Source organism: Saltatorellus ferox (genome assembly GCA_007751475.1).
GTDB lineage: Bacteria > Planctomycetota > UBA1135 > UBA1135.
The window spans coordinates 5964697-5990934 of record CP036434.1; the positions used below are offsets into that span (position 1 = coordinate 5964697).

At 66.6% G+C, this 26238-nt stretch carries 17 protein-coding genes and 1 pseudogene; 6 read left to right on the forward strand and 12 right to left on the reverse strand.

Annotated elements, in window-relative coordinates:
- Nucleotides 1–82: 82 nt before the first annotated feature.
- The 8 genes from Poly30_RS21520 to Poly30_RS21555 form a co-directional block, all read right to left on the reverse strand.
- Nucleotides 83–1228 carry a hypothetical protein gene (locus Poly30_RS21520; RefSeq protein WP_145202191.1) on the reverse strand — a complete coding sequence of 382 codons (1146 nt, stop codon included), beginning with the start codon at nucleotides 1226–1228 and terminating at the stop codon, nucleotides 83–85.
- 198 nt (nucleotides 1229–1426) lie between these two features.
- Nucleotides 1427–2275, reverse strand: a complete 849-nt coding sequence (locus Poly30_RS28780; RefSeq protein ID WP_419190469.1) for a hypothetical protein — start codon at nucleotides 2273–2275, stop codon at nucleotides 1427–1429.
- A 41-nt stretch (nucleotides 2276–2316) separates the two neighbouring features.
- On the reverse strand, nucleotides 2317–3102 hold the full coding sequence (locus Poly30_RS21530) for a hypothetical protein (protein ID WP_145202194.1): 786 nt from the start codon (nucleotides 3100–3102) through the stop codon (nucleotides 2317–2319).
- The gene (locus Poly30_RS21535) at nucleotides 3095–3988 is read right to left on the reverse strand and encodes a 3-hydroxyacyl-CoA dehydrogenase family protein (RefSeq protein WP_145202197.1); all 894 of its coding nucleotides are present in this window, start codon (nucleotides 3986–3988) and stop codon (nucleotides 3095–3097) included. Before Poly30_RS21535 ends, Poly30_RS21530 begins: the two co-directional genes overlap by 8 nt.
- A 31-nt stretch (nucleotides 3989–4019) precedes the next feature.
- Nucleotides 4020–5051, reverse strand: a complete 1032-nt coding sequence (locus Poly30_RS21540; RefSeq protein ID WP_419190470.1) for a zinc-binding dehydrogenase — start codon at nucleotides 5049–5051, stop codon at nucleotides 4020–4022.
- A 30-nt stretch (nucleotides 5052–5081) separates the two neighbouring features.
- Entirely contained in the window at nucleotides 5082–5918 is an 837-nt protein-coding gene (locus Poly30_RS21545; protein WP_145202203.1) for an enoyl-CoA hydratase/isomerase family protein, read from the reverse strand.
- A gap of 108 nt (nucleotides 5919–6026) precedes the next feature.
- Nucleotides 6027–7595, reverse strand: a complete 1569-nt coding sequence (locus Poly30_RS21550) for a hypothetical protein (protein ID WP_145202206.1) — start codon at nucleotides 7593–7595, stop codon at nucleotides 6027–6029.
- Nucleotides 7592–9139, reverse strand: a complete 1548-nt coding sequence (locus tag Poly30_RS21555) for a bifunctional metallophosphatase/5'-nucleotidase (RefSeq protein WP_419190471.1) — start codon at nucleotides 9137–9139, stop codon at nucleotides 7592–7594. Before Poly30_RS21555 ends, Poly30_RS21550 begins: the two co-directional genes overlap by 4 nt.
- Before the next feature lie 118 nt (nucleotides 9140–9257).
- Here Poly30_RS21555 and Poly30_RS21560 point away from each other — a divergent pair, with 118 nt between their 5' ends.
- The 3 genes from Poly30_RS21560 (at nucleotide 9258) to Poly30_RS21570 (ending at nucleotide 14604) form a co-directional block, all read left to right on the forward strand.
- The gene (locus Poly30_RS21560; RefSeq protein ID WP_419190472.1) at nucleotides 9258–11180 is read left to right on the forward strand and encodes a hypothetical protein; all 1923 of its coding nucleotides are present in this window, start codon (nucleotides 9258–9260) and stop codon (nucleotides 11178–11180) included.
- Between the two features lie 91 nt (nucleotides 11181–11271).
- A complete protein-coding gene (locus Poly30_RS21565) occupies nucleotides 11272–12810 on the forward strand; it encodes a B12-binding domain-containing radical SAM protein (RefSeq protein ID WP_145202215.1) in 1539 nt (512 codons plus the stop codon).
- 51 nt (nucleotides 12811–12861) lie between these two features.
- Nucleotides 12862–14604 carry a M3 family oligoendopeptidase gene (locus tag Poly30_RS21570; protein WP_145202218.1) on the forward strand — a complete coding sequence of 581 codons (1743 nt, stop codon included), beginning with the start codon at nucleotides 12862–12864 and terminating at the stop codon, nucleotides 14602–14604.
- A 144-nt stretch (nucleotides 14605–14748) separates the two neighbouring features.
- On the opposite strand, the gene Poly30_RS21575 is transcribed toward Poly30_RS21570, so the two are convergent.
- On the reverse strand, nucleotides 14749–15018 hold the full coding sequence (locus Poly30_RS21575) for a hypothetical protein (RefSeq protein WP_145202221.1): 270 nt from the start codon (nucleotides 15016–15018) through the stop codon (nucleotides 14749–14751).
- A gap of 458 nt (nucleotides 15019–15476) precedes the next feature.
- On the opposite strand from Poly30_RS21575, the gene Poly30_RS21580 reads away from it, so the two are divergent.
- Both Poly30_RS21580 and Poly30_RS21585 read left to right on the forward strand, forming a co-directional pair.
- The gene (locus Poly30_RS21580; RefSeq protein ID WP_145202224.1) at nucleotides 15477–18512 is read left to right on the forward strand and encodes a hypothetical protein; all 3036 of its coding nucleotides are present in this window, start codon (nucleotides 15477–15479) and stop codon (nucleotides 18510–18512) included.
- A complete protein-coding gene (locus tag Poly30_RS21585; RefSeq protein ID WP_145202227.1) occupies nucleotides 18512–20221 on the forward strand; it encodes an FG-GAP repeat domain-containing protein in 1710 nt (569 codons plus the stop codon). Before Poly30_RS21580 ends, Poly30_RS21585 begins: the two co-directional genes overlap by 1 nt.
- A gap of 896 nt (nucleotides 20222–21117) precedes the next feature.
- On the opposite strand, the gene Poly30_RS21590 is transcribed toward Poly30_RS21585, so the two are convergent.
- The 3 genes and pseudogenes from Poly30_RS21590 to Poly30_RS28790 form a co-directional block, all read right to left on the reverse strand.
- Nucleotides 21118–23421 carry a hypothetical protein gene (locus tag Poly30_RS21590; protein ID WP_145202230.1) on the reverse strand — a complete coding sequence of 768 codons (2304 nt, stop codon included), beginning with the start codon at nucleotides 23419–23421 and terminating at the stop codon, nucleotides 21118–21120.
- Between the two features lie 108 nt (nucleotides 23422–23529).
- Nucleotides 23530–24018, reverse strand: coding sequence for a hypothetical protein (locus tag Poly30_RS28785; protein ID WP_419191411.1), 489 nt, complete (start codon nucleotides 24016–24018; stop codon nucleotides 23530–23532).
- 1099 nt (nucleotides 24019–25117) lie between these two features.
- A pseudogene (locus Poly30_RS28790) lies at nucleotides 25118–25603 on the reverse strand (RNA polymerase sigma factor); the annotation flags it as partial.
- 274 nt (nucleotides 25604–25877) lie between these two features.
- Here Poly30_RS28790 and Poly30_RS21600 point away from each other — a divergent pair.
- The gene (locus Poly30_RS21600) at nucleotides 25878–26237 is read left to right on the forward strand and encodes a glycosyltransferase (protein ID WP_419190473.1); all 360 of its coding nucleotides are present in this window, start codon (nucleotides 25878–25880) and stop codon (nucleotides 26235–26237) included.
- Nucleotide 26238: the final 1 nt, after the last annotated feature.

Genomic DNA, 26238 nt, shown 5'->3' on the forward strand with positions numbered 1-26238 from the left:
AGAATGAGAGCCTGAGAATAAGAGCGGGGCCCGGAGCAGCTCTCGCTGCGCCGGGCCCCTCGTCGATGTCACGTGGACGGGATCAGTTGAACGTGATCTCGTAACCGTCCGTGAAGTTCGAGGTCGGCGTGCCGCCCGAGGAGTCACGGTGCCAGAGCTGGAAGAAGCGCGTCTCTCCGCTCTGGATCTGAACGAAACCGGTCGGGGTCGGCGTCAGCTGGTTGTTGATCAGTAGCTCGATCGTGCCGTTGAGCCCGGAGTTCTTGATCTGACCTGGACCGACGTAGCGACCGACCGCGCCACCGACGCAGAGGTTGCCGGAGCTACCGCCGGGGTTCGGAACGAAGACGGACGTGTTGCTCGTGATGAAGAATCCGAAGGACAGGTTCGGGAGGCCCGTGCCCTGAAGCGTCAGGTCGTTCGCCGTGACCGAACGGGATCCGGTCGCCCCCATGACGCCGGTGCCTCCCGTCGAGTTCGGGTTCGCCATGCAATAGTTCGTTCCGACCGGGCCGCCGACGATGCCGGCCGTGAGGGAGATGTCATCGACGAACCACTCGGTCGTGTCGTCAGATCCCGGGTACAGGTCGAGCGCCTTGATCTCCGGAACTCCGGTGCCAGGAGCCCAGTCGCCACCGGACATCTCGACGTCGTTGTAAGAGAAGACGACCGTGTTGTTGTTGAGGTCGATCTCGACCTTCAGCTCTCCCCATTGATCGAACAGGATCGGCTGGTTGCCGTTGATCGGGACGTAGTTGGTGCCCCCGATGGCGTCGACGATCACCTGCCCGGAGTCGGAGAAGCGAATCTGCGTCGACCAGTCGTAGGGGCCGCCGCAGTTGTTGTAGGTGTTCATCAGGATCACGTAGGCGTCCCCCGCGAACGTGTTGGGGATCCAGGTCTTGACCTTGAAGGTCCACTCCCCGCTGGTGTACGGGCCGTTGAGCTCGTGCGTGGTGTCAGAGCAAGCGGCGCAGGTTCCACCTGCGGCGGTGGAGCCGAGCAAACGAAGGCTCTTCGTGCCTGTGGCGGCCTGGGCGGTCGTGACCGTGTTGAAGAGCTGGTTGCCGGTGGCGCAGACATCCCAGTTCTGCCAGCCGCCCTGGCCTTCGATCGCCGAGGGAGCCGTGTAGCTTTCGAACGACTCCGAGTACTGAGCAGACGCACCGGTCGAGAGGGAGATGGCAGCCAGGCAGGTGGCTGCGATGGAGAACGTATTTCTTTGCATGAGAGGAGTGATGCTGGACGGAAAGGGAAGAGAACCAGTGGACCAGAGGATCTAAGGGGCAGGGGCCATGGGACGCGCCCGATTCCCCGTCGCTTCAGCCTAGACGCGATCTCCGAATCTCGCGCGTATCCAGATCGAGAACCCGATGAGACTCTTCATCGCAGCCTTCGAAGCGTTGGGGACTGCCCTGATCGACAGTCAGCGTTCGCTCGCCCCTGGAGAAGCGCTGGCTGCCACAAGGGGTTCGAACGAACCGAGAAGCTCTCCCACCGCCGCCACGGTCCCCTCGACGCCCAACGGAAACCGGACGTAAGCGATGATGCAGCGGCCCCCTGTCGAGAGATTGACTCGCACGGTCTCGTACATGGTCTTGTCGGCACGGTCCGTGCCGGACGGCGTCTGTGGGCCAGACTCGCCTTGCGTCTCAGGCAGAGGGACGCTCGCCGCAGCATGCCGCAGACGCGCATAGTTCGCGCTGTACCCCCGCCAGTCCATGAAACCGGCGTCCTGGAGCTTGGGCTTCTTCCCACCGCCTCCCATCCCGCCGCCACGGCCGCCACCGCCGGGTGGGCCGCCCGGCCCACCGCCCGAGCCGCCGCGAGAACCGCCGCCCCCGCCGCCCATCCCGCCACCCATTCCACTGCCCGAGTCGAATCGCAGCTTCTGAAACTGCTCGTCGAGCACCGATTCCGCACGGGCCGCCGGGAACTGAATCATCGTCAACGACTCCGGCCCCTCGCCAGCCTTTCCCTCACCCGCGTACTTCAGAACCACCTCTCCCGAAGGAAGGCGCCGCGCATCCGCACGCTCCAGACCGTACGGAAGGGACGCGGGCACGGAAGCAAACATGAGCGTCTCGGCTTCTGCGGCATCGAGAACTTGCCCCCGCGGCTTCAGCACGAACATCACCCCACCCACGAGCAACAGTAGAACCAGAAGCGTCCCGAGCACCCAGAGCGGAGAGACCGGTCTCGCCCGCGACTCCCGGCGAACCTCGTCCGCAGCGGCCGGAGACGGACCTCCGGGCTCCACGCGCTCACGACCCATGCGAGGGTCGGAAGGCCACTGGGGTTCAGAAGGCTCCATGGCTACTTCTTCGAGTCGTCCTCGGCGTCGAGACTTCCGGGGAAGGACTCCAGATCGAACGGGGCCAGGAATCGCTCGATCTCCTCGTCCTTGATCGGTTCGACCGAACCAGGCCGCTGGAAGAAGGCCAGCAGATCGAAGAGCTTGCCCTCCTCCTCGGGATCCGTGAAGCCTTCGCGCAGCCAGACGACGGCTCCTGCGCCGCTGACCTTGTCGAGTCCGGACAGCTTGATATGGAGTGAGTCACTCACCATCTGCTGCAACACCCGACCTCGCAGAACCCTGCCCTTGACTTCGTAGGTCCGGTCCTCGTGCAACGGAGTCCCCGGCCGCGACCGCGCGGCCATCTCGGCGAGGGACTGCTCTTCCTTGATCAAGGTGACGCTGAGCGGATCGTTGCCCATGACTTGCCCCTGCGTTCTGGGCGACGGCATGTCTCGCCCGAACCAGTAGACCTCGACGCTCCGGTCGAGCGGCATCTCGCCGCCCATCAGAAGCTGGAACTCCGTGGGGCCGCGGGACTCGTCCTCGTTGGTGCTCGGGTCGTCCTCCACGCCCGTCTCCGGGCCGCGCGCGGAATCGTCGTAGCGAATCACGCCCGCCAGGGACTTCCATGCCTCCGACTCGTTGACGTGCTCGCTCAGCGACATCGCGAACAGAGCCACCGCGACGATCACGATGAAGCCAGGGATCAGGCACCCGCAGCCGACCATCACCATCCATCGCGGAGGCCCCGAACGCGCCGCGGGGATGGCCTCGATCTCCGAGTCGAATTCTCCGCTAGCCACGCGCGTCGCCCTCCCAGGAGTAAAATCCCTGGCCCGACTTCTTCCCGAGATCGCCGCGCTCCACCATGTCCCGCAGGAGCTGGGGCGGATCGAAGCGCTCGCCGAGTTCGACCTTCAGGTACTCCGCGATCGCGAGCCGAACGTCGAGGCCCACGAGGTCCGTGAGCTTGAGCGGCCCCATCGGAAAGCCGTACCCGAGCGTCATCGCCTTGTCGATGTCCTCCGCTGACGCGACCTTCTCCTCGACCATGCGGATCGCTTCCATCCCGATGGCGATCCCGAGCCGGGAAGAGGCAAAGCCCGGCGCGTCGCGCACGTCGATCGGGTCCTTGCCCATGCGTCGCGCGAGACCCAGCGCGAGTTCCGCCGCCGCGTCACTCGTATGCGCGGTCCGCACGACTTCGACGAGCTTCATGATGTGCACCGGGTTGAAGAAGTGCATCCCCACGACGCGCTCGGACGCCTCTGCGGCTTCCGCGATCTCTCGAATCGAAAGCGAAGAGGTGTTCGTGGCGAGCACGACGTCGGAGCCGAGCTTCGAACCGAGCGCCCCGAAGATCTGCGTCTTGAGATCCATGCGCTCCGGAACGGCCTCGATCACGATGTCCACGCCGTCGATCGCCGCATCCATGTCCGAGGTGCCCGTCAGATGGGCGAGCGCAGCGTCGCGCTCTTCTTCGGTCACCTTCCCGCGCGCGACGCCCTTTTCGAGGTTCGCCGCCACCTTGGCGCGACCGGTCTCGACTGCATCCTCGGAGATGTCGAAGAGCCGGGTCTCGATGCCCGACGCGCTGAGAACGTGGGCGATTCCGTGCCCCATGGTTCCAGCGCCGAGCACGGCGGCTCGCTGAATCGAGGAGGCGGGGTTGTGTTCTGGGGAACTCATGGCGCAGTCGAGGGTGGGGAAAGAGAAGAGATCAGAACGTGAGGACGAGCTTGCCCACGACCTCACGCCCCTCCAGCATTTGATGCGCGTCCGCGATCCTCTCGATCGGCAGCACGCTGTGAACGACGGGGCGGAACAGCCCGTTCGCCATCCCCTGGAGGATGTCGACGAACGCGGACCGCGGGCCCATCGTGGACCCGAGCACCGACTGATTCTTCATGAAAAGATGAGGCAACGTGATCGAGACCTTCGGGCCGGTCGTTCCACCGCAGGTCACGAGGCGACCACCGCGCCTGAGCGAACGCATCGCGCCGTCCCATGTCGCGGGCCCGATGTGCTCGAAAACCACGTCCGCGCCCTGGCCGCCCGTGAGCGCCTTCAACTCCTTCGGCCACGCGTCATCGCGATGGTCGAGCGCATCGTGGGCGCCGAGTTCGACGCCGAGCGCTCGCTTCTCCGGACTTCCAGCGGTCGTGATCACGCGGCACCCGTGCGCCTTCGCGATCTGAATCCCTGCGGACCCGACCCCCGATGCCGCGCCGAGCACCAGCACGGTCTCACCGGCCTGGATCTTCGCGCGTGTGTGGAGCATGCCCCATGCCGTCAGGAACACCAGCGGGACCGCCGCGGTGTCGATGAGATCGAGCCCCTCGGGCAGGGGTGTCACGTACTGCTCCGGCAAGCACACGTACTCGGCCGCCAGGCCCGGAGCGTGCTCGCCCCGGATTCCGTAGTCGGGCGCGAGGTGATCCATGCCCGCCTGGACCTCTGGCCCGTCGGCCGTGGTGAAACCAGGCTCGATCAGCACGCGCATGCCGACCGTGACCTCGGGGCCCACTCCTTCCCCCAGCGCATCGATGGTGCCCGTTCCATCGCAGCCAGGAATGTGCGGCATCGGGATCTCCACGCCCGGCATGCCGCGCCGGACCCAGATATCCAGATGGTTCAACGAGATCGCCGCGACCTTGACCCGAACTTCGCCAGCGGCCGGTTCCGGCACGGGTAGCTCGACCATCCGGAGAACCCCGGGGCCGCCGTGCTCGATGACATGAACCGCGCGCATCGTCCCGCTCGAATCCGTACCCCGCACCATCTACTTGCCCTGGAAGGTGGCCTTGCGCTTCTGCGCGAACGCGGCGATTCCCTCGCGCGCGTCCTCGGACTGGAAGAGGCGCTGCTGGAGTTCGCGCTCGAGCGCGAGTCCCGATTCCAGGGGAAGATCGACGCCGCTCTGCACGGCGCGCTTGATGAGGCCCACGGACATGCCGGCTTTCTCGGGCGGACAGTAGCCGCGGGCCTTGGCGAGGATGGCGTCGAGGAACTCGTCCTCGCTGGCCGCGTCGACCTGGCCGTTGATGAGCCCGAGCGCTTCCGCGCGGTCGTAGTCGAACGTCGTACCGTCCGCCATCAGCTCGATCGCCCGCGAAGCGCCGACCGCCCGCGCGAGGCGCTGGGTCCCGCCCGTTCCGGGCAGCACGCCGAGCGCCACCTCGGGCAGGCCGCACTTGCCGGATCCCCGGCGGGCGTACCGCAGGTCGGCGGCCATCGCGATCTCGAGGCCCCCGCCGACGCAGTGGCCGCCGAGCGCCGCGATGACGAGCTTCGGCGTGTGCTCCAGCCGCAGCATCGTCTCGTTCGCGTGCAGGCAGAACGCATACTTGTAGGTCGGCGTCACCGCGTCGAGCATCGAGATGTCCGCCCCCGCGCAGAAGAATTTCTCCCCGGCGCCTGCGATCACGACGACGAAGATCTCCGCGTCGAAGCGCGCCCGCAGGATCGCCTCGTCGAGGTCGCGCATCATCTCGTACGAGTAGCCGTTCGCCGGCGCGTTCGTGAGAGTGATCAGTGCGACGCCCTCGGCGGACGCGTAGGTGACCTTGCCGTTGGCGAGCGTCTCGCTCGTCTCGTTCAGTGTTTCGCGCAGGTTCATGGGGCTCCTCGGGGTGGAATTTCGCCGGCATTTTGCCAAACCGGCGCGGGCCGCGTGATCCCCGCGACGCGGTTCCGACGGAATGCGCGGCAAACGGTCCGGTAGGCCTCAGTCGATCAGCAGCTGCACCCCGCCCCAGTCGTCCACGATCGCCTTCCAGCCCTTCCGCAGCGACTTCGCGGCGTCGAACATCACCGCGTGGATCACGACGCCCCGATGGCGATTCTCGTCCTGGAGGAGCGTGCGAATCAGCTCGATGTTCCAGCGATACCCGCCGGAGGGCGCGCCGTCCGACAGGATCACGACGGTGTCGATCTCGGGGTTCTCCAGGACCTGCATCAGGGCCGTCCAGACGTCTCCCCTGCCGCGCTGCGTGTTTCGCTCGAACCACTCGATGGCCTTTTCCACGTTGCGCTCCGTCGCTGGCACGAGTCCGTCTTCCCAGGGTCCTGGAACGGTCGCGTAGGGAACCAGATGAAAGCGCGCATGCTCCGGGAGACCTCGCAAGGCCTTGGCGAGTTCGACCTCGACCTGAACCTTGCGGGTCGAGCCTCCCTTCTCCTCCCACATCGAACCGGACATATCCACCAGGAAAGCCACGCGGTCCGAGACGATCCGAAGGCCGTAGAACGTGGCGGAGCCCGTCTCGCCGGACTCCGTCGCGTCTTCCTTGCCGTCGGCGCTGCGCTTCCAGTCCGGTTCGAGCCCTTCCGCCCAGCGAATCCAGCGCTCTCGAACCAGACCATGCGACAGCCCCGAGGCCTCGCGCAGGCAGGCCACGATCGCCCAGGCGCGTGCGGGCCGGAGGCCGCCCTTTTCCGCATCGCTTCCCTCCGGCGGAAGCGCCTGAGCCAGCGCCAGGAAAGACTCGCGATCCCCGCGCTGACGCAGGAGTCGCAGCGCCATCATCCCGACGCCGTGGGCTTCGTCGCGCAGGGCGATAGCCAGCTCCTCCGTGGTCGGATGGCTGCCGCCTCCTTGAGCGAGCGATGCCGCCCGAAGCGAGGCGGCTCGCACCTGAGCGGCCGAATCGGTGAGCGCGATCGACTTACCGAGCAGCTCCTCCGTCTCTGCATCCACCTGTGCGAGGGCCGCGAGCGCCGAGATCGCGTTCGCTCGGGCGCGCGCGTCGCGATCGCTGGACGCGACCTTCGCGAGCGCCTTTCGAAGCGCGATCACGCCCTTCGAGTCGGCGAGATCGAGCGCGCCTGCGCCGCTTTCGAGCCGCGTCTCCAGCGCGTAGGCCGCGACGGCGCGAACGGCCGCTTCCTTGTCCTTCAGCGCCGTGACGAACGGGTCGGCGGGCAGCGCGCCCTTCATGCGGCCCAGCGCCTCCGAGACACGCTCGCGCACCAGGGCCGAGCGCGCCTTGAGAGCGTGCTTGGACTCCAGCACGTCGCCCAGCCCCTTCGAATAGCTCGCGCGACCGATCCGAAGCTGTGCCTCATCCGCGACGCGCGCTTCCAGATCCCCGAGGCCGCGGTCCGCGACCGCTTCCCAGGCGGCCTCGGTGTCGAGGTCAGCGAGAGCGCCGACCGCCTTCTGCCTTACCTTCTCATCGCGGTGCTTGAGGTCGTCGACGAGCTGGCCGACGTCCTGTGCCGCGGCGAGCGTGGAGCCGAAGATCGCGTGAAGGAACGCGACCGAGACGAGCAGGATGGGACTGGTAGCCTTCATCGAATCACCGAATAGCGCTGTTCGCTCGAAGGCATCAGAGGACCGCTTTCGAAGGCGATCTCCACCATGTCACGAAGAAGCGTGAAGTCCACCTCGCGAACCTCCTGTTCCGCCAGGAGCGTCCAGCCATCGCCTCCGCTCGCCATGTAGCTGTTCGTGGCGAGACGGATCGTTTCGTCGGGTTGAATGGCGCGGCCCTGGGCTCCCCCGAGAAGGACGCGGACGAGCTTCGGCTTCCCCTCGACGAGCCGCGCCTCCAGGGTCACACCGCTGAACTCCACGCCGCTTCGGCGCTCTTCCTCGATGGACGTCCGGAAGAGCTCGATCACGTCGGCCCCTTTCATCGTGAGCATTTCGATGTGGTTGTCGAAGGGCAGCAACATGAAGAGATCGCGGCGGGTGCAGACGCCCGCGGCGAGCGTCGTTCGCGTTCCGCCGCGGTTGTGGATGGCCACGTCGGCGCCGGACCGCTCGCGCATCAGGTCCGTGATGAGGTTGCCGCTCGTGGAGTTCGTGAGCTCCCGCCGGCTCGACTCCAGCGGCCCGCCGAAGACGCCGAGCACGGCGTCCATGCGCTCGGCCGCTTCCGCGGAGAGCGCCGCGCAGGCGGCATCCACCTCGGCGTTCCGGAACTCGGCGGCGGGTTCCCCGTAGAGGTCGACGTGCTGCGCCTCGCTGCGAACGACGTGACCCCCTTCATCGAGCCAGAGATCCACACGACCGATCACGCTGGCCTTCGCACCGGCCTGAACGATCAGCGTATCCCCCTCGCGAACGCCCGTGCGAAGGAACGTGTGCGAGTGCCCCCCCACGATCAGCGGAAGGTCCGGATGGGCCCGTGCCAGGGCGCGATCGTCCTCGATGCCGATATGCGTGACCGGGATCACGAGGTCCACCGTGTCGCCGAGGTCGGCGCGGACCCGCGCGAGCGCCTCCGCGGGATCGGTCCAGAGAAGGTCGCGCGTCGCGCGGTGGGTGATCGAGGGGGTCGACGTGGTCAGGAGTCCCACGAGGGCGATCCGCAGGCCGTCGCGCTCCAGGAGAATCCAGTCACGAGTGCCCGGCAGCGGCGACCCATCCGGCATCCGCACGTTCGCGAGCAGCGCTGGCATGGGAACTTCTTTCAGGTGCTGGAGGAACACGTCGAGACCGTGGTCGAACTCGTGGTTCCCCACCACAGCCCCATCGTGGCCAGCCCGGGCGAGCGCCCCCAGGAAGCTGCGGCCCCGCCCGATCTGCCCCTCCGGGGTGCCCTGGAACCAGTCCCCTCCGTCGCAGATCACCACCGAAGCCCCCGCGGCGCGGGCCTCGGCGACGAGTTCGTTGAGCTTCGCCGTCAGCCGGGGCAGGCCTCCGGAGTCCGGGATCGGGTTGACGTCCTTCAACCAGATGGCGGGGCGGGGCAGGACCTGGCCGTGGATATCGTTCGTATGGAGAACGACGAGGTGGCGTTCCTCCGCCTGCGGGTTGGCCCTCGCAAGGGGCATCGCCAGCCAGAGGAGGAGCAGCCAGAGAGCGTGGAGCGGCGGATGGCTCGGTTTCATGCCCAGATGATAGGGAGCCCAAATTGGGAGCGGGCCCCTCGGAGGCCATTCGTGGTTCAGTCCTGGCCAAACCCAACTCGATGACCTGGAAGAACCCCGAAGGCCTCCCAACATGCCCATGCCCCAGTGCCATCTCCCCCACGACCCCTGGTCCGCTGCCAGGGGGGCGATCCGCCCACGCAGCCGCGCCCTCGCTGCGGCCATCGTGCTCGCCCTGGCCACCGGATGCGGGAGCGAGCCCGACCCTGAGCCCGCGGCATCGGCCGGGGCACGAGTGGCAGGTCCAGCGACGTCTTCCTCGGCGGCCGTGGACCCGGCAGCCGTCGTCGTGGAGGCCGAACTGGAGCCGACGGGCGCCGTGGATCGCGCCGCAGAGCCGCCTCCGGTGGTCTTCGATCGAAGCGAGGCCGACTTCGCGGCCGAGATCCCCGACAACTCGCTCGCGTACTTCGAATTCGAGTCTCTCACGGCGCTGGAAGAGCTCTCGCTGCGCATCTCCACGCTGGTGGAGTTCCAGGGCCACGCCCTCTTCGATTCGACGCTGGCCACGGTTCCGATCGCAGGCGTGGGGATCGATCCGTCGCTGATCGATCGCGACGCGCGCATCGCGCTGGCCTACGTCCCGGTCCCCGGCGAGCTCTTTCCTGCTCCCATGGTGATCGTGCCGGCGCGGGATGAAGGCCCCGTCGTGGTGTCGTTCTCGGCGCTCGCCACCCGTGGCATGAAGGTCCGGAGGATCGGCGGCGGGTACGCGGTCGTCGAGCCCATCGGCATGAACGATTCCGTCGACCGCGGCGACTCCGGGCTGATCAGCGATCTCCCCGAGGCCAACATTCGCGGCCGATTCGACTCGAGCACCTTTCTGCCGCTGCTCAAGCCGTCCCTCGAGCCGCTCTGCCGGGCGCTCAACGAAAGCTACCGACTCGCGCGGCCCAAGACCTCATCGGGAGACCTCTACGAGTTCGAGCCGGAGAGCTTCACCCAGCTCGTGCGTGACTCCCAGGAGGTGGGCTTCGGCTTCAGCCTCGACGGCGATCGCGCCTCGATCTCCTTGCGCCTCGTGGGAGGACAGAAAGAGACCTACGGCACCGGCGTGGGCGCGGGCGATATCAGCGCGACGCTCAACGAGCTGAGCCACCATATCGATCGTGAGGACCCGGTGTCGTTCGTGACGGCCTTCGAGCCCGAAACCGCCGTGAGCACGCTCCGGCACCTCTGGGAGAACCGCGACGACTGGTCGAGCATCGGGCGTACGCGCCTCTTCGGAGCCGAGGACGACGATGCGCGAAATCAGCGGTCCAAGCTGAGTAGCGAAGCGCTCGATAGCATGGAGCGCGCGACCGTGCGTATGCTCGATTCGTTCCAGCCCGGTGCGGCTCTTTCGTTCCAGATGGAGCCGTCCAAGGCGCACGTGGCGATCTATCTTGCGGCTCGCAACCCGGACCGAGCGCGCGAGGCCATCTCGCTCCTGCTCTCGAAGTGCGACCTGGAGACCTGGGGCTTCGAGATGGCGCTGCCGATCCGGAGCATGATGGACGGAACCCTCGTCGAGGACTACAGCGTTCGCTTCGACACCCGCCGTCTCGACTTCGACCGCCGCGCTGCGATGCGCAACGCCTTCAAGACGTACCTCGGGGACTCCTCGCTGCACCTGAAGGTCGCCACGTCGGGGCGCCACGTGCTGGTGATCCTCGGCGGCGATACGATGGCCGTCGACACGCGAATCCGCGAGTTCAGCGAGAAGGGCCTCGCCGAAGTCGAACACGTCCGGGCGATCGACCTGGTCGGCGGCGCGGACGCCGCCACGGTGTACCACGCGGACTTCGTCAAGATCTTCGGTCAGCTCAGCGGGCTGGGCGCCGTCGCCGAGGGCCATTCCGTCGCGGACACCCATCGCGAACTCATCCGTGAGGTCGGAGACAACCGCGCGCCGTTCGTGATCTGGAGCGGCCCGGAAGGAAACGACGTCATTTTCGGAGCGTCCTTCGAGCTGTCGTCCTTGACGACCGCGTTCGACGCGTTCAAGGGGTCGGGGCTGTAAGCGCCGCGAGTCCGGGAAGAACCTCCGAAAGCACGTGATTCGGAGGTCGCCATCCTGGAATCGACCCCCTCCGGATTCCTAAGCTGCCCCGATGCGGCTGGAGAACGGGCAGGCCTCCCTCGGGAGTGCACACAGGATCGGGCTTCAACGGGCTGCGGATGTCGCTGGCCCCGGGGGTAGGCGCACGGCCCCACTTCCTCCCATCGGGCTGCTCGTTGCAGCCACGGCCCTGCGCGAGCACGAGGGCCTGCGACGCGGCGCGCCGCCGCGGCTGCAGCTGACCGACGCGGCGATCACGCCGTCCGGGAAGGACGCGGGAAGCCGCGACGAGGCGACGGAGCGTACGCTGGCCTTCGAGCCGGAAGCCGTTCTGCTGGCTTCCGAGCCCATCGAGCTGCCGGAGCGCGGCGGGTCCCGTCAGCCGGCCGATGGGCCGGCCCCCTGGCTGGACCGCATGGTCGATGCCGGACACCGCCTCGGCAAGGGCCCCTCGGGCGCGCCGTTTCGGATCCTCTGGATCGACGAGACCCAGGACGCCGCGCGCGTCCTGCTGGAGGAAGGCGCCGCCGACCTCGTCGTCCGCGGCGAGGCCGATGAGTTCATGCCGAGTCTCGTGGAGGCCGCCATCGCCGGCCGGACCGACTGGTCGGGGCAGCGAGGCGTGAGCTGGCACGACGGAACGGCCGTCAGGCACGAGCGGATGGGCGCCACGACCCTGAAGCTCGCGACCCCGGCCTGGGATCTGATCGATCTGAGCCGCTACTCCGGGACGAACGAGGCGAGCTGGTTGTCCGGGACGCGGCTGGAGACCTGGGGCCATCAGCTCCTTCGCCACCTTCCGACGAGAGTCCAGGAGGGCGTACAGGAACGGCTGCGCGTCCCGCGGTCGAGCGGCTCCCGGGAAGCGACCATCTTCACCAGCCGCACCTGCCCGCCCGACTGCCCCACGTGCCACGGCAGCTTCGGCTCCCACGGCCGAGAGCGCAGCGTCGCCGAGATCGTCCAGGAAGTCCGCGAGCTCGTTCAGAAGCACCGGGTGCGTCACATCGCGATCGGCGACCCCGCCTTCGACGGCCAGCCCGCGCGGGCCGAGGCCATCGTGAACGCCATCGCCAAGCTTCGCTCGGCGCCCGGGTACGGCCGCCTGACGGTCTCGTTCCCCCGGGGACTGAGGGGCGACGGCTTGACCCCTGGCCTGATCGACGCGCTCCTGCGTGCGGGGGCGACGACGCTTCCGCTCAGGGTCACGACGGCCTCCCCCAGGCTCCAGCGACTCCTCAAGGAGAACATCGACCTCCAGAAGGTGGACAAGGCGCTCGGTCACATGGCCGACCGAGGCGTTCGAGGGCACCTCATGCTGCGCCTCGGTCTGCCGACCGAGACCGTCGGTGAGGCCGCGCACACCATCCGCTGGGCGCGGGCCAGCCAGGCGGCGACCGCGGACTTCGAGAGCGGCCGCCAGGTGGACCTCGGGCCCGCGTGGACGCGCGATCAGTCGGGCGATATCGACGACTTCCCGAGCCTGCGCCGGCGTGCGCTCACCTCGTTCTATTCGTCGCCGGCACGCGCAGGCCGCCTGGCGAAGTCGGTGCCGGCCTCGCTCGCCCACGCGATTCAGCGGCGCATCTGACGCGCCGGATTCTCCCTTTCGTATTCGCAGGCGGGTTGGCCGCGCGCTCCCATGACCGGCACTTCCCACGACACCGTCCTCCTGGCGAGCCGCACGCACTTCGATCTCGACGCTTGCTCGGCCTCGGTGAAGCAGCTCGCCGCGGAGCTCCGCGCGACGAACGGCCTCGACGAAGCGATCCGGTGCGTGCTCGCGTGGGACGGGGCGATGGCCGCGCAGCAGAACTGGTCGGCGGCCGTTTCGATCCGCTTCCGCCAGTACACGCGAGATCCCGAGACGAAGGCCGCCAAGGCCCAGCTCGATGACGCGGCCGCCCTACTGGAGGGCAACCGGCGCACGTTCCTGGAAGCTCTCTTCTCGGACGAGGTGAGCGCAGAGCTGCGGGCCGGCCTCGAGCAGCGCTTCGGCGAAACGTGCATGAAGCGCTGGCAGGCCGAGCTACGCTCGTTCCATCCGTCGGTCGGCGAACTCCTCGCCGAAGAACAGCGCCTCAAGAGCCGGCACACGGCGCTCGTGGGGAGCGCTCGCGTCCTCTTCCAGGGCAAGGAGCAAACGCTCGCCGCCGTCAGCGCTTTCCTCACGAGTGCGGATCGCGAGGTTCGCCGGGCAGCGGCCGAAGCCCGTTGGAACTGGTACGGGAGCACCCGCGAGGAACTCGACGAGCTCTTCGGCGAGTTGATCCGCGTGCGAGTCGCGATCGCGAAGGGCCTCGGGCACGCGTCGTTCACTGAAGTCGCCTACGATCGGATGCGAAGGAGCGACTACGGCCCCGCCGAGGTCGCCGCTCTACGCCGAGGCGTCATCAAGCACATCGTCCCCATCGCTGCCGAGCTTCGACGCGCCCAGGCCGAGCGGCTCGGCCTCGACCAGCTGGCGATCTTCGACGAGGCCGTTTTCGCCAGCGGGGAATCTCCGCGCCCGGCCACGCCCGCGGGCGAAGAAGACGCGCCCTGGCTGGAGGCGCGCGCGCAGGAGCTCTTCGAGGACGTCGATTCTTCGCACAACACCAAGCTCGGGGACCTCTTCCGAAAGATGCGCGCGGGCGGCCTCCTGGATCTCGAAGGCCGCGACGGCAAGGGAGCGGGCGGCTTCTGTTCGTTCCTGCCTGTCACCGGCCTCCCGTTCATCTTCGCCAACTTCAACGGAACGGCGGGCGACGCGCGCGTCTTCACCCACGAGATGGGTCACGCCTACCAGGGCTGGTCCTCGAGCCAGCACGTGGAGCTCACGGACCAGCGCCGCTGCACGTCGGAGACCGCGGAGATCCACTCGATGTCCCTGGAGTTCCTGACGTGGCCCTGGATGGAAGCTCTCTTCGGCCGCGCGGCCGATCGCTTCCGAGACGAGCACGTCGCGGGACAGATCGCGTTCATCCCCTACGGTTGCGCCATCGACGAGTTCCAGCACGAGGTCTACGACCATCCCGACTGGTCCGCCGATGAGCGCCGTGCTGCATGGCGCAAGATCGAGAAGCGCTACCTGCCCTGGCGCCACTGGGATGGAATCCGTCACGGAGAAGAGGGCGGCGCGTGGCAGGCCCAGCTCCATGTCTTCCAGTACCCCTTCTACTACATCGACTACGTGCTCGCGGAGCTGGTGGCGTTTCAGTTCCTCGCCCTCTCCCAGAGCGACGCGACCGAGGCGTGGTCCCGATACCAGAAGCTCTGCGACCTCGGCGGATCACGCGGCTTCCGTGAACTCGTAGGCGAAACCGTAGGCCTGCAGGACCCCTTCACCGAGGGAAGCCTCGAAGCGATCGCGAAGACGCTGAAGGCGCGCCTGGCCGCCAGATAGCGAAAGAACCCCGGGGCCTGCGTGGCCCAGATGAACCGATCCTTTCGTGGTTCACCCCTCCGTGGCCCAGACGATAGATGGTCAGTGGAGAGATCGGCGGTGCCGCCATGCCTCCCCGCTTGGAATTCCCATCCGTCGGAAGACCTACCACGAGGAAGGAACGGAAGCTGCGGCTTCCTCTGGGTCGCCCCCTGGGTCGCCTTGCACTTCTTGCTGCTGACGACCGAGGGTCACTTGTCCGCGGCGTTTGTAGGAGGCAGAGACCGCGCCAATGTGTGCCCGCGTGACCTCTCGGCAGAGCTCCGCGTTCATCGCCATCGCCAGGCGTAGCGGTTTGGGGACCGTGAGTACCCACTGGCGCACATCGACATCGGGGAAGACCCTGTCGACGAGGTGCGCGGCCGTCTGCGCCATCTGGCGCCCGCCGCAGCAGAAAGACTGGCAAAGTCATGTGCGGGGGGTGGCGAGAATGGAGAAAGCTGGGATGATCGAAGACGTGGCATTTGTTCCACACCGTTCTCCTGCCAAGGACATCCCATGCTCTGCTGCCTCTACCTCGCCGCCCCCCCCCCCCCGTTTTGCAGGTAGCCGACCGGCTGCTTGATACCCGGCCCTTTTCGCTCGTGACTGCGCACACCGGAACTCCGGACGCAAGCTACTTCTTCATTGCCGAAAGCGCATCCATTGCGTTTCTCCAGCCTCTGGCGGAAGTGACGACTTCGGGCTCGAGTGCTCCCCCAGCTTCGGTCGCTGAGATCGAGCTGAATTTTGAGGAGCCACTCAAGAGACAGTCGATCGGTCATCTCTGCCCGCACGCAGCCGACCTCTTACTGGACCCGGATTTTGACATTCAGACCACCAAGACGGTCGGAATGCCTGACTACTCCAACCTCCTGATCATCGCAGGCGGTACGAATGGTCTCTGGGTCATGGACGCCGACCCGCACTCCGCGACCAATCGTGTCGCCCGTATCGACGATAGCGGCCCGTCGTTTCCTGACGAGCAGCTCAACAACCGCTACTGCAACTCCCTGGCGCTCGTCACGCTCGAGGACGTCCACTACGTCGCCGCGACCTTCGCCAAAAAAGATGCAAGCCGCGTCAGGTTCTATGCTCTGAGCGATCTTCGAGCCGCTCTGGCAAATGCCGGTTCCAGCGAGACAGGCCACGAGATCCAGGCGCTCAAGGACTACGGGCTCAAGACACACTCGTCCCAGCTGCCTCGCCATCCAGCGCAGATCTACCGCAGCTACGTGACCGATGTCGTGGTCGACCAGGATGACCCGGCCTCCGATGACGCAACGCTCTACTTCTCGATGCTCACGGATGGGCTCGTGAAGATGGACATCGACCGCGCCACGCTACTGGGCGATGTGGGTATGCCAGGAGCACCAACGCCTCCGGCGCGGGTCTGGGGGCCGGTCTTCGGGGATAGCTCCTTCTATGCCACCGATCCAGCCATCCCACACAAGCACCTTTATGACAACTTCAACTGGGTGAACCAGCAAGGAGCTGTCGACGTGACGGAGCGTAGCGACCCTCCGATCTTCCTTTCCCTGGCGCTTCACCGGGATGACACGGCAGGCGGCGTTGGGCACAAGCTCTATGCAGCGGTCGAGCCATTGGGTTGGGTCCAGTTCGACCTGGCTGATGCATGGGGCCCGAGCATGCCCATCCGGCACCACGAGGGGATCGAGGTATCACTCGTGGCCACTTCCCCGTTGACGAACGACGGCGCCTGGCCAGAGACGCTTGTGATTGGCGACCCTCTACCGGCAACGGGCAGGCTGACCAACGTCTTTGATTACGCGAGGAGCATCGAGGTGATCGAGACCCCTCTCGGCTGGCACGTGGCCTTCACGAGCGGCAGTACGGTCCTTCTGATCGATCCGCCGGCGGTCGTGGGGGGCTTTGCCTACGACGACCGTTTTCAGTGGGGCGGCGTGACCTACAACGGTCCGATGCTGCCCGACCAAGAAGGCAAACCCACAGTGCGTATTTTCAAAGTGGCGGACCTCGCCGTGAGCCCAAGCGGCAACCCTGCCCCGGTGTTGACTCCGACGCGCATCACGATCGAGAACGGATCAGAGCGGCTTTTCATTCCTCCCGTTCAATCGAATATCCTCGACTCGGTGGACGGCAACACGGCTGGGATCCGGCTCGAGTACCTTCACTCGTCCACAGGGGACGCTCCCGCCATGGAGGGCCGCACGAACCAGGTCTGCCTCGCCTCCGTACGTATAGACACTCCCGCAACGCCGGAGCTTCTGGTGGCGACGAGGTCGAAAGCGAACACCTACGGGGTGAGGTCCTTCGGCTACCAGCCTTCCCTCAAGTATCCCAACATCCTCATGACCTGCGTGACCGATGGGACGGTCCGCGAGGGAATCCCTTACTTGATGGAGGACCCGGTGAATGGAGAACACACCCTGGAGTCCAACCGTGATGCCGGCGCGCCCGGAGGAAATGACCGCCGTTTCGCATCAGGAGTCACCCAGGGGAAGCAGGGTCAATGGCTGCAGACGTTCGCTGGCCCGCCCGCGGAGGAACTGCAGTGCATGGCTTCGTCCGGCGTGGCGTCCAGTACAGCTGGGGAACTCTCTCAGGTCTCGGTTCAGAGGGTGACGTTCGACCCGGTGACCGGGGCTCCCATGGACTTTAACGAGGCTCGATTCTCGATCCAGACCCCTCCAGATCGGTGGAACCTCAGATCCAGGGCATCTTTCTTCACGGCGACCGTGGATACCGAGTACGACGCCTATTTCCAGCAGTTCGCTGGTGCACCCATGAGCACGATCGGACCCGACGACGAGCTGGTTTTCTTCGCCCTCCAGAACACGCCCGACGGCATTGCTTTCGGCAAGAGGAACGAGATCATGGCGCTGATCGGGCCCACGCCATTGGGAGGAACAGGCTCCATCCTGCCTTCGTCATCGACCGACCCCATCCTCAAGTACCGGCTGAATACTCACCCCGAGTTCGACGGGTTCCCCAGTCGCGGGGAGCCGGACGCCGATATTGCAAAGGCTTGGATGGAGCAGACCGGCAGCACGCAGCCATACAGAAGCCGAATCAAGACGTTCAGCCCAACGTTCGCACGTGTTCAAGGAGCATTGACTGAGGGGTTCGACGGATGGGTGCTGGCCGCCCCCTGCGGAGTGGCGGTGCTTCCATCCGTGGAAGCGCCCAACATGAAGGCGGTCACGAACACCGACTACGACTCCCTCGCGACCCTCAGCGGTGGAACGGATCCACTTTGGTTTCCCACCCCCACGACCCAGGATTCCCAGAACTTCGAAAGAGGCCTCGTGCAGCTTTGGGATTTCACGAACCCTGTCGACACGCTGGCCAGATGCGACACGTCACCACCAGCGACCGGTGAAGTCGGCTCATCGTTGCTCCCCCGGATCTACCTGCCCATCGCGAGCCAAGATCCCGCTTCGGGCGGCGGGATCGGACGCTCGAGCTTCGCGTGGCACTTGGAAGTGCTGGAGAAGACGATCGATGGGGACAATCGAACCTTCCTCTTCGTGGGCGACTTCATCGGAGGAGTGCATTGCTACGAGATCACCGACATCCTCAAGGCCGAGCCGCCCAACACGCCGATCCTCTGCGACTCGTGGTACCCGCCCCTTAGCCTCATGGATGACCTCACCAACAGCATCCGAGCCCTCGACCTTGATGGCGAGAGTATCTCTGTGAACCTCTACGTCGCCGTTCAACGACTCGGCGTTCAGGTCCTCGAGATCGACTTCTCCAGCGGCGCGCCCCAGTTTCAGCCATCCGTGCTACTGAGCGATGCCGCTGAGCCAGTGACCATGTCTCTCGACGTCCGTCCAAGTGGAGAGCGCCTTCTCTACGTCTGCGATCACCGTCGCGGCCTTTCCGTCTACACGAGTGCCGACTGATGAAATTCTCTACCCTCCGAAATAGCACTCTCGCTCTGTTCACGCTGTCCGCTGCCCCTCCTTTCGCTCTCGCCCAGGAGTTGCTGATGCAGATCTATGGGCGACCAGCTGATTTCTCCCAGGGCACCGGGCAAGACGCGCTCATGGGCGTTTTCCACGTCGGCGACCTCAATGGGGACTCCGTCGATGACTTCGTGGTCACGGGCCGCGTGGGACCGAACTACCGGGGATTCTACCAGGTCTACTCCGGCGCCACCTTGTCGCCGCTAAACCCTCGAATGAGCTACAACCAGTTTTCCTTCATCGGCGATCATGTGGAGGCCGTTGGCGACGTGAACGGCGACGGTCGAATCAACCTTGCCCTCTCCGAAGTGATTGGGGACCATAGCCCGATCATCGTCGACTGGGAGACGGGTGCGGTCGTGGCCACCGCGGACTCCAGCATGAGTCCGAGTGCGACTCCAGGCTATCGGGGCGCCCCGCTAGGCGATATCAATGGCGACGGCTACGCAGACTGGGCTTCGGGCACCCAATCCAACGAGGGCGTCGTCATTCACCTCGGGCCCGATGCTCGCGACCATGCACAGATCTATGGCCACGGGTCTGGCGGACTCTGCAGCCCTGGTGACCTGAACGGAGACGGCATCGCCGACCTCGTGATCGGTAGCGGGGCGTATAACGAGATCGTTGCCCTCTCCATGCCCAGCGTGCAAGTGCTGTACACCATCGATGGCGACTACGATCCATCCTTCGGGACCGAAAGGCTGGGCGCATCCCTGGATGCCATCGGTGACATCGATGGGGACGGGATCGGAGACTTCGTCGCAGGAGCTGCCTACATAGGCGCGCCCTCTCCCTCTTCAAGCTTCCCCCATCGCGGTGCGATCGTCCTGTACTCCGGCGCGTCAGGAGAGGTCATCAGGCGCATACCCGGCCCCGTGGGACGCGCCCCGCTGACACATTGGGGCCTCCCAGCCGACAACGGCTCGTTCGGAACCTACGTGCAATCCGAAGGTGACATCAACGGGGACGGCTACAACGACATCCTGGTCGGCTCCCACAACCGCTGGTACTTCGAAGAGAAGCACGGCGCGGAGACCATCGTCAGCGGCAAGACTGGCGAGATCCTCTTCGACCTGGAACTCATGGACCAGCAGGACCCCTTGACCTCGAACTACGGGCTCGGGGGAGCGATCCTCGGCGACCTTACCGGGGACGGCCTGGCGGAATTCGCCATCGTGGGATTCGGAGACTGGACCCAGGGCTTCGACACGGGCGTCATCCATATCTTCAAGGGCTTCCGCACGGATGCTGAGTCGGGCTGCACGCCCACACCGCACAGTGGCGGCGTTGCGGCCAGCTTCCGATTCGATGGCGCGATCAGCCTGTCGAGAGAGCGCCTCTGGGCCCAGGTCTTCGACGCACCCGCGCACTCCTTCGGCCTCTTCTTCGGCCAGCCCGGCGCGTCCGATCTACCCGCAGGCCCCCACGGACTCTGCGTCCACGGCCCTGGCGCCCAGAGGATCACGCCGGTCGTCCCCATCGATGCAGCAGGCAGCATCGACATCGAGCTGGACGTCACTGGCTACGCGGGCAACGGGACCTGGCTCGCGGGCACCCAGTGGACCCTGCAAGCCATCTTCCGCGACGCGGGGAGCCCCAGTGGCGGCGGGACCACCAACTCGAAGATCGTTCGCTGGGCCCTGTGAGTCTGCGCTCCTGGTAGCTGCGGCGCGACTGATGCGCTCTCCAGGTACCGGGGAGTGGATCCCCGGCATCGTCGGAAGAATCTTCCAAGGGACTTCCGGGTGGGCATCGATATCGTGGCGGTACCGAACCCGACCCAAAGCCGCCACGTTTGTGGCGGTACCGAGCCCGACCCAAAGCCGCCACGTTTGAGCAGCTGGATTGGTTCACAGGCGCCTGATGGAAGCCTCGAAGCGATCGATATCACGCGGCGGACGGGACCTTCCCGTGAGCGAGGATCCGCTAAACTGCAGGGGATGCGCCGTCTCATTCCCGCACTGCTCGTCGTTGTCGTTCTGCTCCTGCTCACTTTCATGTGGATGAGGGGAGCGACCCGCGCCACGGCCGTAGTGGGACGTGAAGCAGAGACGGCCCACGGCGCAGGGGAATCCGGGGACGTTGCCCTGGTGCAGGTTCCGAATGACAGGAAAATTCGCGTCAAGGAAGCGCCAGCGGGACGTAGCGCGGCGCCTTCCCATCGGTTGGATCGTATGCCTCACAACGATGGATCCACTTCGGGAACCCTCCTTCCGGTGAACGTGCATCTGGTCGATGAGATCACGGGTGAGCCCGGAGCCTTCGTGACCGTGTCCGCCAAGGATACCCGCATGGTCACCCAGATTGGCGGTACCGAACCCGACCCAATGGCGGTACCGAACCCGACCCAAAGCCGCCACGTTTCCGGTACCGAACCCGACCCGAAGCCGCCACGTTTCTCGGTACCGCCATACCTCCCCGCTTGGAATTCCTTTCCGTTACGTGGTGGTCGTGCACACTCCCGCCAAGTTCAGCCAAGCAGGCCATCCTCTCGGGCTTCAGGCGCACGGGCTTCAGGCGCGACGGGCGTGAGCGCCAGCGTTCAGTCGAGGGCAACGCCCACCAGCCCGAGCGCGTCGACGTCCGCCCCCGCGCGACCGCGGATCCCGACGATACGCAAGTCACGGCCACCGATGAGCTCCTCATCCTCCCGGTGCGTGCCAACCCATGGGCTCATCCGAACGCGGTTGTCCCGGGCGCTGACCGGGACGAAGACCAGCTGGAAGCCGTCCAGGCGATCGCTCCCCGCTGCGACCAATCCGGCCACGCGCCAGCCATCGGGCGCCCGGAGCTCGATCGCCCCCCCACGAGCATCACCGGCACGCTCTCCGACGATGTCCTCGCCGTCGACCCGGAAAAGGCCCTCGACCGACCCGATCACGTCACGTCCCTGGAAGCCCGTCGTCGTGACGCGCACTCCCACGAACTCGGCTCCCGCGGGCGCCTCTTCGAACGGCGCTCCGCCGCCGCCCCCGATGAGCAAGAAGTCGGAACCGACTCCCCCGCCCTCTGCGCCGACGCTCGCGAGTTCCTCGTACCACATCGCAGACGCATCCTCCGCTCGGCCCAGGGCCTCGAGTTCGCCGACGATCGCGCGTACCGCATGCAGCCGCGAGCGGCGCAGCTCCGTCCATTCAGACGTCGTGGGCGTCTCGATGTCGCGCATCAGGCGCGTGAGGAGTTCGAATCGATCCTCGGAATCGGGCGCTCCCGGCACCGAGCCTGCGAGCGCAAGGGCCGCCGCCACGAACGAATCTGCGTGGCTGGCAGCGCACTGACTCGCAACGCCGATCAGAAGGCGCGTCGCCTCCGCCGTCTGGCCATGCGCGGCGAGCGCGCGACCACGCCAGACCCTGGCCTGCAGGGCGCGTTCGTCCAGTCCAGATCTCTCCCAGCGCCTCACCAATCCCTTCAGGAGGTCGTCATCGCCCGCGAACGTCGGAGCAGAGTCACCGGGAAGCGGCACAGCGCGCTCCAGCAGGGGCGACAGGTCGTAGGGTCGATCGCCGAGCGCCTTCGCGGCCAGCTTCCAGCCTTGCCCGGCGACGTCCTGCGGCATCGCTCGGGCCGCCGTTGCATCCGCGAAGGCGGAGAGCGTTTCGTGGCAGAAGGGGTTCTCGCGAAGTGCGTCGACGAGAATCGCCGACGAGCGCGCGCGGTCCGCTTCGGCAACGCGTCCATGGGCCCAGGCGGCGAGACCCGAGCGACGCTGCCCTTCGACGGAGTGGTTGAGCGCCAGAACGAGAAGCCGCAGACGGTCTTCCCACACGTGGCCCTCGCCCAGGGGGTCGCGAATCTTGCCGTTCCTGTTGCCGAGCTCGTTCGTCCGATGGATCGTCAAGACCTTGCCGTCCATCTCGAACCAGTACGGGTAGGTGTGACCGGGCCCCCCCGCCCATCCCGACGGGATGCCGAATGCGTCGAACACCCCGCCCGCGAACTGGACGTTGTGGGTGCACGGTCCTCCAAACTCCAGAAAGCTCATCAGCGTACACGGCGCATCGCCGCGCTTTGGATCGAGCGTGTACGGCACGGCGCCGAACAGATCGCGTAGCCCCTCGGTCTTGCGCGAGCGATAGCGGTCGAGGGCCCATTCGCGCTCCGCCATGGGCACGAGCGAGTCCGCGAGATGCGCGAGAACCTGCCAGGGTGCGTCGCGCAGCGGCATTCGCATGTCCCGGCGATGCTCGACGTGATAGACGAACGACTCCTCCATCGAGGGTACCGCGCGACCGCGGACCAGCCAATCGTCGACCCAGTAGCGGTGCGGTTCGTCGCCTTGCCCCTGTGAAAATGCCGCGGCGTAAGCCACCGCCAGCGCTGGATACTTCTCGACGCGTTCGTCGTCGAAAGCGCGCAGTCGCTCCAGATTGGCGGCGACCTTGGGACCAACGTTCGCGATGGCAAGCGTGGCTGCGCGCTCGAGCCGCGGCGTTCGATCCAGCCACGGGAAGAAGTCGGCCGGCAGCGACTCGCCGCTCGCATGGCCGCGGACGTCCTGTTCGATGACCGCGCGACAGGCCGCCTCGAAGGGCGCGTCGATCCGACCGGCGGCGCACCGGTCCGCGAGAGTCGTAACGGGGTCCAGAGCCTCAAGTACCTCCTGGGCCAGCGCGCCCGGCGCACAGGTCGCGAGGAGACAAAGCGCTAGGGTGTGTTCGACGAGGAACGGCAGCGGCCAGCCCCAAACCGTGCGCGTGACGATCGTGCCCGAGGTCCCGCGGGCCCACGAGTAGATCGAGTCCTGCCAGCGTCGCGGGATCCGGACTCGATGGTTGGGCCCGTGCCCTTGCTTGGCCGTGCCGATGTTGTGGTTGCAGCGTGTGGAGTCGGATCGATAAGTCATGTTGTCGCGTCAGTCGTGAAGCGGATCCAGCTCCACTGCACTATAGCGCCCCGCGTCCTTCTGAAAGTTGCCGACCCGGGCCCGGAGTCGGTTGGCATCTGCGCAGGGTCAGTCGTCCTTCAGGCGCAGCGTCAGCTCCAGTGCTTCCGTCTGCCCCTCCAGGATACGGAAGCGGCTCGTGGCGTCTTCGTGCCCTTGCAGCGTCACCCGTAGATCGTAGTGCCCCGGCTCCATCGGCGGTGTCCGTGCGTCCGGGCCGCCAACCAGGGCGCTGGAGTTCTGCATGATGCTCCACCCTCCCGGAGACTCCTCCCGCGTGATGAGGGAAAGCTCCTCCCACGCGTCGGCTCCGCTGCGGCGGAACTGCACATCGGCGAGCGTTCGCTCCGTGGGTGGCAGAACCGAAGCAACAGAGAGCTGCAACATGCCGCCCGTGAGTGTCGGCAGCGACAGCGTGGCCTCGACGCCCGCCACGACATCCACCCCGTGCCAGCCGCCGACGAGCCTCACGGGATCGGCACCGTCGAGCCTGGCGACGAGCTGAAGGTGACCGGGCAGGAGATGCTCCAGAACCATCTCGACGCGGCCCTCGTTCACGGGCGCGCTGTTCGAAGTGGCTCCACTCCAGGGTCTCGTGCTGCACGGACGACACGACCAGCTCGGCTCCGTCCGGCAGCGCCGGGGACTCCGCGATCAATCGCACGGCCCCCAGCCCGGGGTGATCCTCCAGGAGCTCCAGCGACACCTTCCCGGCACTCTGCCCATGGTCCAAGAGCCCGACGTAGGAGCGACCGTCCTGGCCCTCGGCCTTCAGCAGGTGCGCCACGCCAGTCGACATCAGCATGTCGTGCGTCATCGCGTAGGGATTCAGTGGAAGACGAAAGCCGCTCTCTTCTGCCTCGTGGCCACGCTCCGAGATCGGAGACGACTGCACGAGGCTCATCGGCACGCTGGAACCATCGCGGTCCCGCGCACTGACCTCCACGAGGAGCGCGTCGACCTCGATCCGCTGCTCCAAGTCACTCGTCGCGACCCGCGAACTTCCACGAATGGGAAGGTGGCTGCTCCAGATCACTTCGAGCTCGTACGTTCCTGCCTGAAGGTCGTCGAGTTCGAAGGTCCCCCCGGCGTAGGTCTTGCCGCGCTGACTGTCGAGGCCCACGCCGCTGCCTGCGCCAACCAGCTTGGCGTGCACGCCCACGCCCGGGAGCGGGGTGCCGTCGGGCAGCACCACCCTCCCGCGGATCATGTGCGAGTCCGCGCGCTCCCCCACCGCGGTGGATGGGGCGGCGAATTCTTCCGCTGGCGTCGCTGCGGGAACCTGCGGCACCGTGAGCGAGACGGGCGCCAGCGCCTCGCGCGCCGTTCGGTCGAGCGCCGCAGACCCCGGGTTGAGACGCGGCTTTGTCGCATCGCCCGACACGTCCACGCCGGAAGGCTGAATGGCCGCCACCATGGCGGCGTCCGAAACCGCACTCTCGCGTGTTGTCGAGGCGGCGTGGAACGTCGCCCAGACCGCCGTCGCGAGAGTGGCCACCAGAACCAGCAGGACGCCTGCGACCTTCGCCGGAGCGAACGCCGCCGCCGCCGGACTCACCGTCGCGACCTTCCCAGTCTTCGCAGCCTTCGCGAAGGGGATCAGCCCGATCGCCCAGGCCCGGCTGTCTCCGCCACTGGCTGCGTCGAGCTGGCGCCTGAGTTCCGTGAGCCCCCGATGCAGCCGCGTTCGCACGGTCGCATCGGTCACCCCTTCCCGCGCGGCGATCTCCCGGGGCGTGAGACCTTCGAACCAGCGCAGCAGCATCGTCGTTCGGAATGGCTCGGCGAGTTCGAGTAGCCGCCGCGCCACGTCGGCCATCTGCTCCGATCGCATCAGGAGTTCGTCAGCGCTGGATTCGCTGCCGGCCCCCTCGAAAGCCGCCCGCTCCAGCCCGCGACGCCGCGCTACCTTCCGCGTCTCGTTCCGCGCCAGGTTACGAACGACTCCCCCGAGCCAGGCGCGTATCCCGACGTCGTCACTCCGGCGCGGGCGCCCGGCCTGCGCCGCCAACCATGCGTTCTGGACGAGGTCGTCCGCCGTCGCCACGTCCCTGACCAGCTGTAAACTCAGCGAGCGCACCCAGTCGAGATGAGCCAGCACGTGGTCGGGCGCCTCCCCTGCCTGTTCCTTCTTGCGTTGCATGCTCACAGTGGACGCCGCGGACCCTGGCGTTCCCAAAAAGTACGGGTCGATTCCCGGAAGCCCTTGGGAGAGCCCCGGCGCCCCTTGTCCTGGTGATATCAGACTTGGCGGTGCCGCCCAGCGTCCAGAGGCGGGTGGAGCTGCCGGCCCAGCTTTCTCCTGAGCTCGGGCTCTTCATCCAGGGGGTCATGGCGGTACCGAACCCGACCCAATGGCGGTACCGAACCCGACCCAAAGCCGCCACGTTTCTGGCGGTACCGCCATGCCTCCCCGCTTGGGATTCCTATCCGTCGCCCTGCTTGCGTGCTCGTTGCGATCCGGGACGGGCCTCAAGAACAAGATCCTGCAGTCGTGGGCCATGGGGATCCCGGTCGTGGCCACTCCGATCTCGGTGCCCGGCCTGGGTGGCGTGCACGATGAGAACCTTCTGATCGCCGAAGGGGCGAAGGCCTTCGCGGCCCAGTGCGTACGACTCCTTGAGTCGCCGGAACTCGCCGAGCGTATCGGTCGAGCGGGTCGCCGGATCGCGCTGGAGCGCTATTCCATTCAGGTCAAGCTGGAGGAGGTCGACGGCCTGATCGGCGAGCTGCTCGGCGATCGAACCTGCGTCCCGGCCGCAGGGCAGGGTGCGTAGG

Bases quoted from the DNA above. Each gene is read 5' to 3' on its own strand.
- Poly30_RS21520 (WP_145202191.1), bottom strand. From the start codon at position 1,228: ATGCAAAGAAATACGTTCTCCATCGCAGCCACCTGCCTGGCTGCCATC.
- Poly30_RS28780 (WP_419190469.1), bottom strand. From the start codon at position 2,275: ATGGGTCGTGAGCGCGTGGAGCCCGGAGGTCCGTCTCCGGCCGCTGCG.
- Poly30_RS21535 (WP_145202197.1), bottom strand. From the start codon at position 3,988: ATGAGTTCCCCAGAACACAACCCCGCCTCCTCGATTCAGCGAGCCGCC.
- Poly30_RS21540 (WP_419190470.1), bottom strand. From the start codon at position 5,051: ATGCGCGCGGTTCATGTCATCGAGCACGGCGGCCCCGGGGTTCTCCGG.
- Poly30_RS21545 (WP_145202203.1), bottom strand. From the start codon at position 5,918: ATGAACCTGCGCGAAACACTGAACGAGACGAGCGAGACGCTCGCCAAC.
- Poly30_RS21550 (WP_145202206.1), bottom strand. From the start codon at position 7,595: ATGAAGGCTACCAGTCCCATCCTGCTCGTCTCGGTCGCGTTCCTTCAC.
- Poly30_RS21555 (WP_419190471.1), bottom strand. From the start codon at position 9,139: ATGAAACCGAGCCATCCGCCGCTCCACGCTCTCTGGCTGCTCCTCCTC.
- Poly30_RS21560 (WP_419190472.1), top strand. From the start codon at position 9,258: ATGCCCCAGTGCCATCTCCCCCACGACCCCTGGTCCGCTGCCAGGGGG.
- Poly30_RS21565 (WP_145202215.1), top strand. From the start codon at position 11,272: ATGCGGCTGGAGAACGGGCAGGCCTCCCTCGGGAGTGCACACAGGATC.
- Poly30_RS21570 (WP_145202218.1), top strand. From the start codon at position 12,862: ATGACCGGCACTTCCCACGACACCGTCCTCCTGGCGAGCCGCACGCAC.
- Poly30_RS21575 (WP_145202221.1), bottom strand. From the start codon at position 15,018: ATGGCGCAGACGGCCGCGCACCTCGTCGACAGGGTCTTCCCCGATGTC.
- Poly30_RS21580 (WP_145202224.1), top strand. From the start codon at position 15,477: ATGCCTGACTACTCCAACCTCCTGATCATCGCAGGCGGTACGAATGGT.
- Poly30_RS21585 (WP_145202227.1), top strand. From the start codon at position 18,512: ATGAAATTCTCTACCCTCCGAAATAGCACTCTCGCTCTGTTCACGCTG.
- Poly30_RS21590 (WP_145202230.1), bottom strand. From the start codon at position 23,421: ATGACTTATCGATCCGACTCCACACGCTGCAACCACAACATCGGCACG.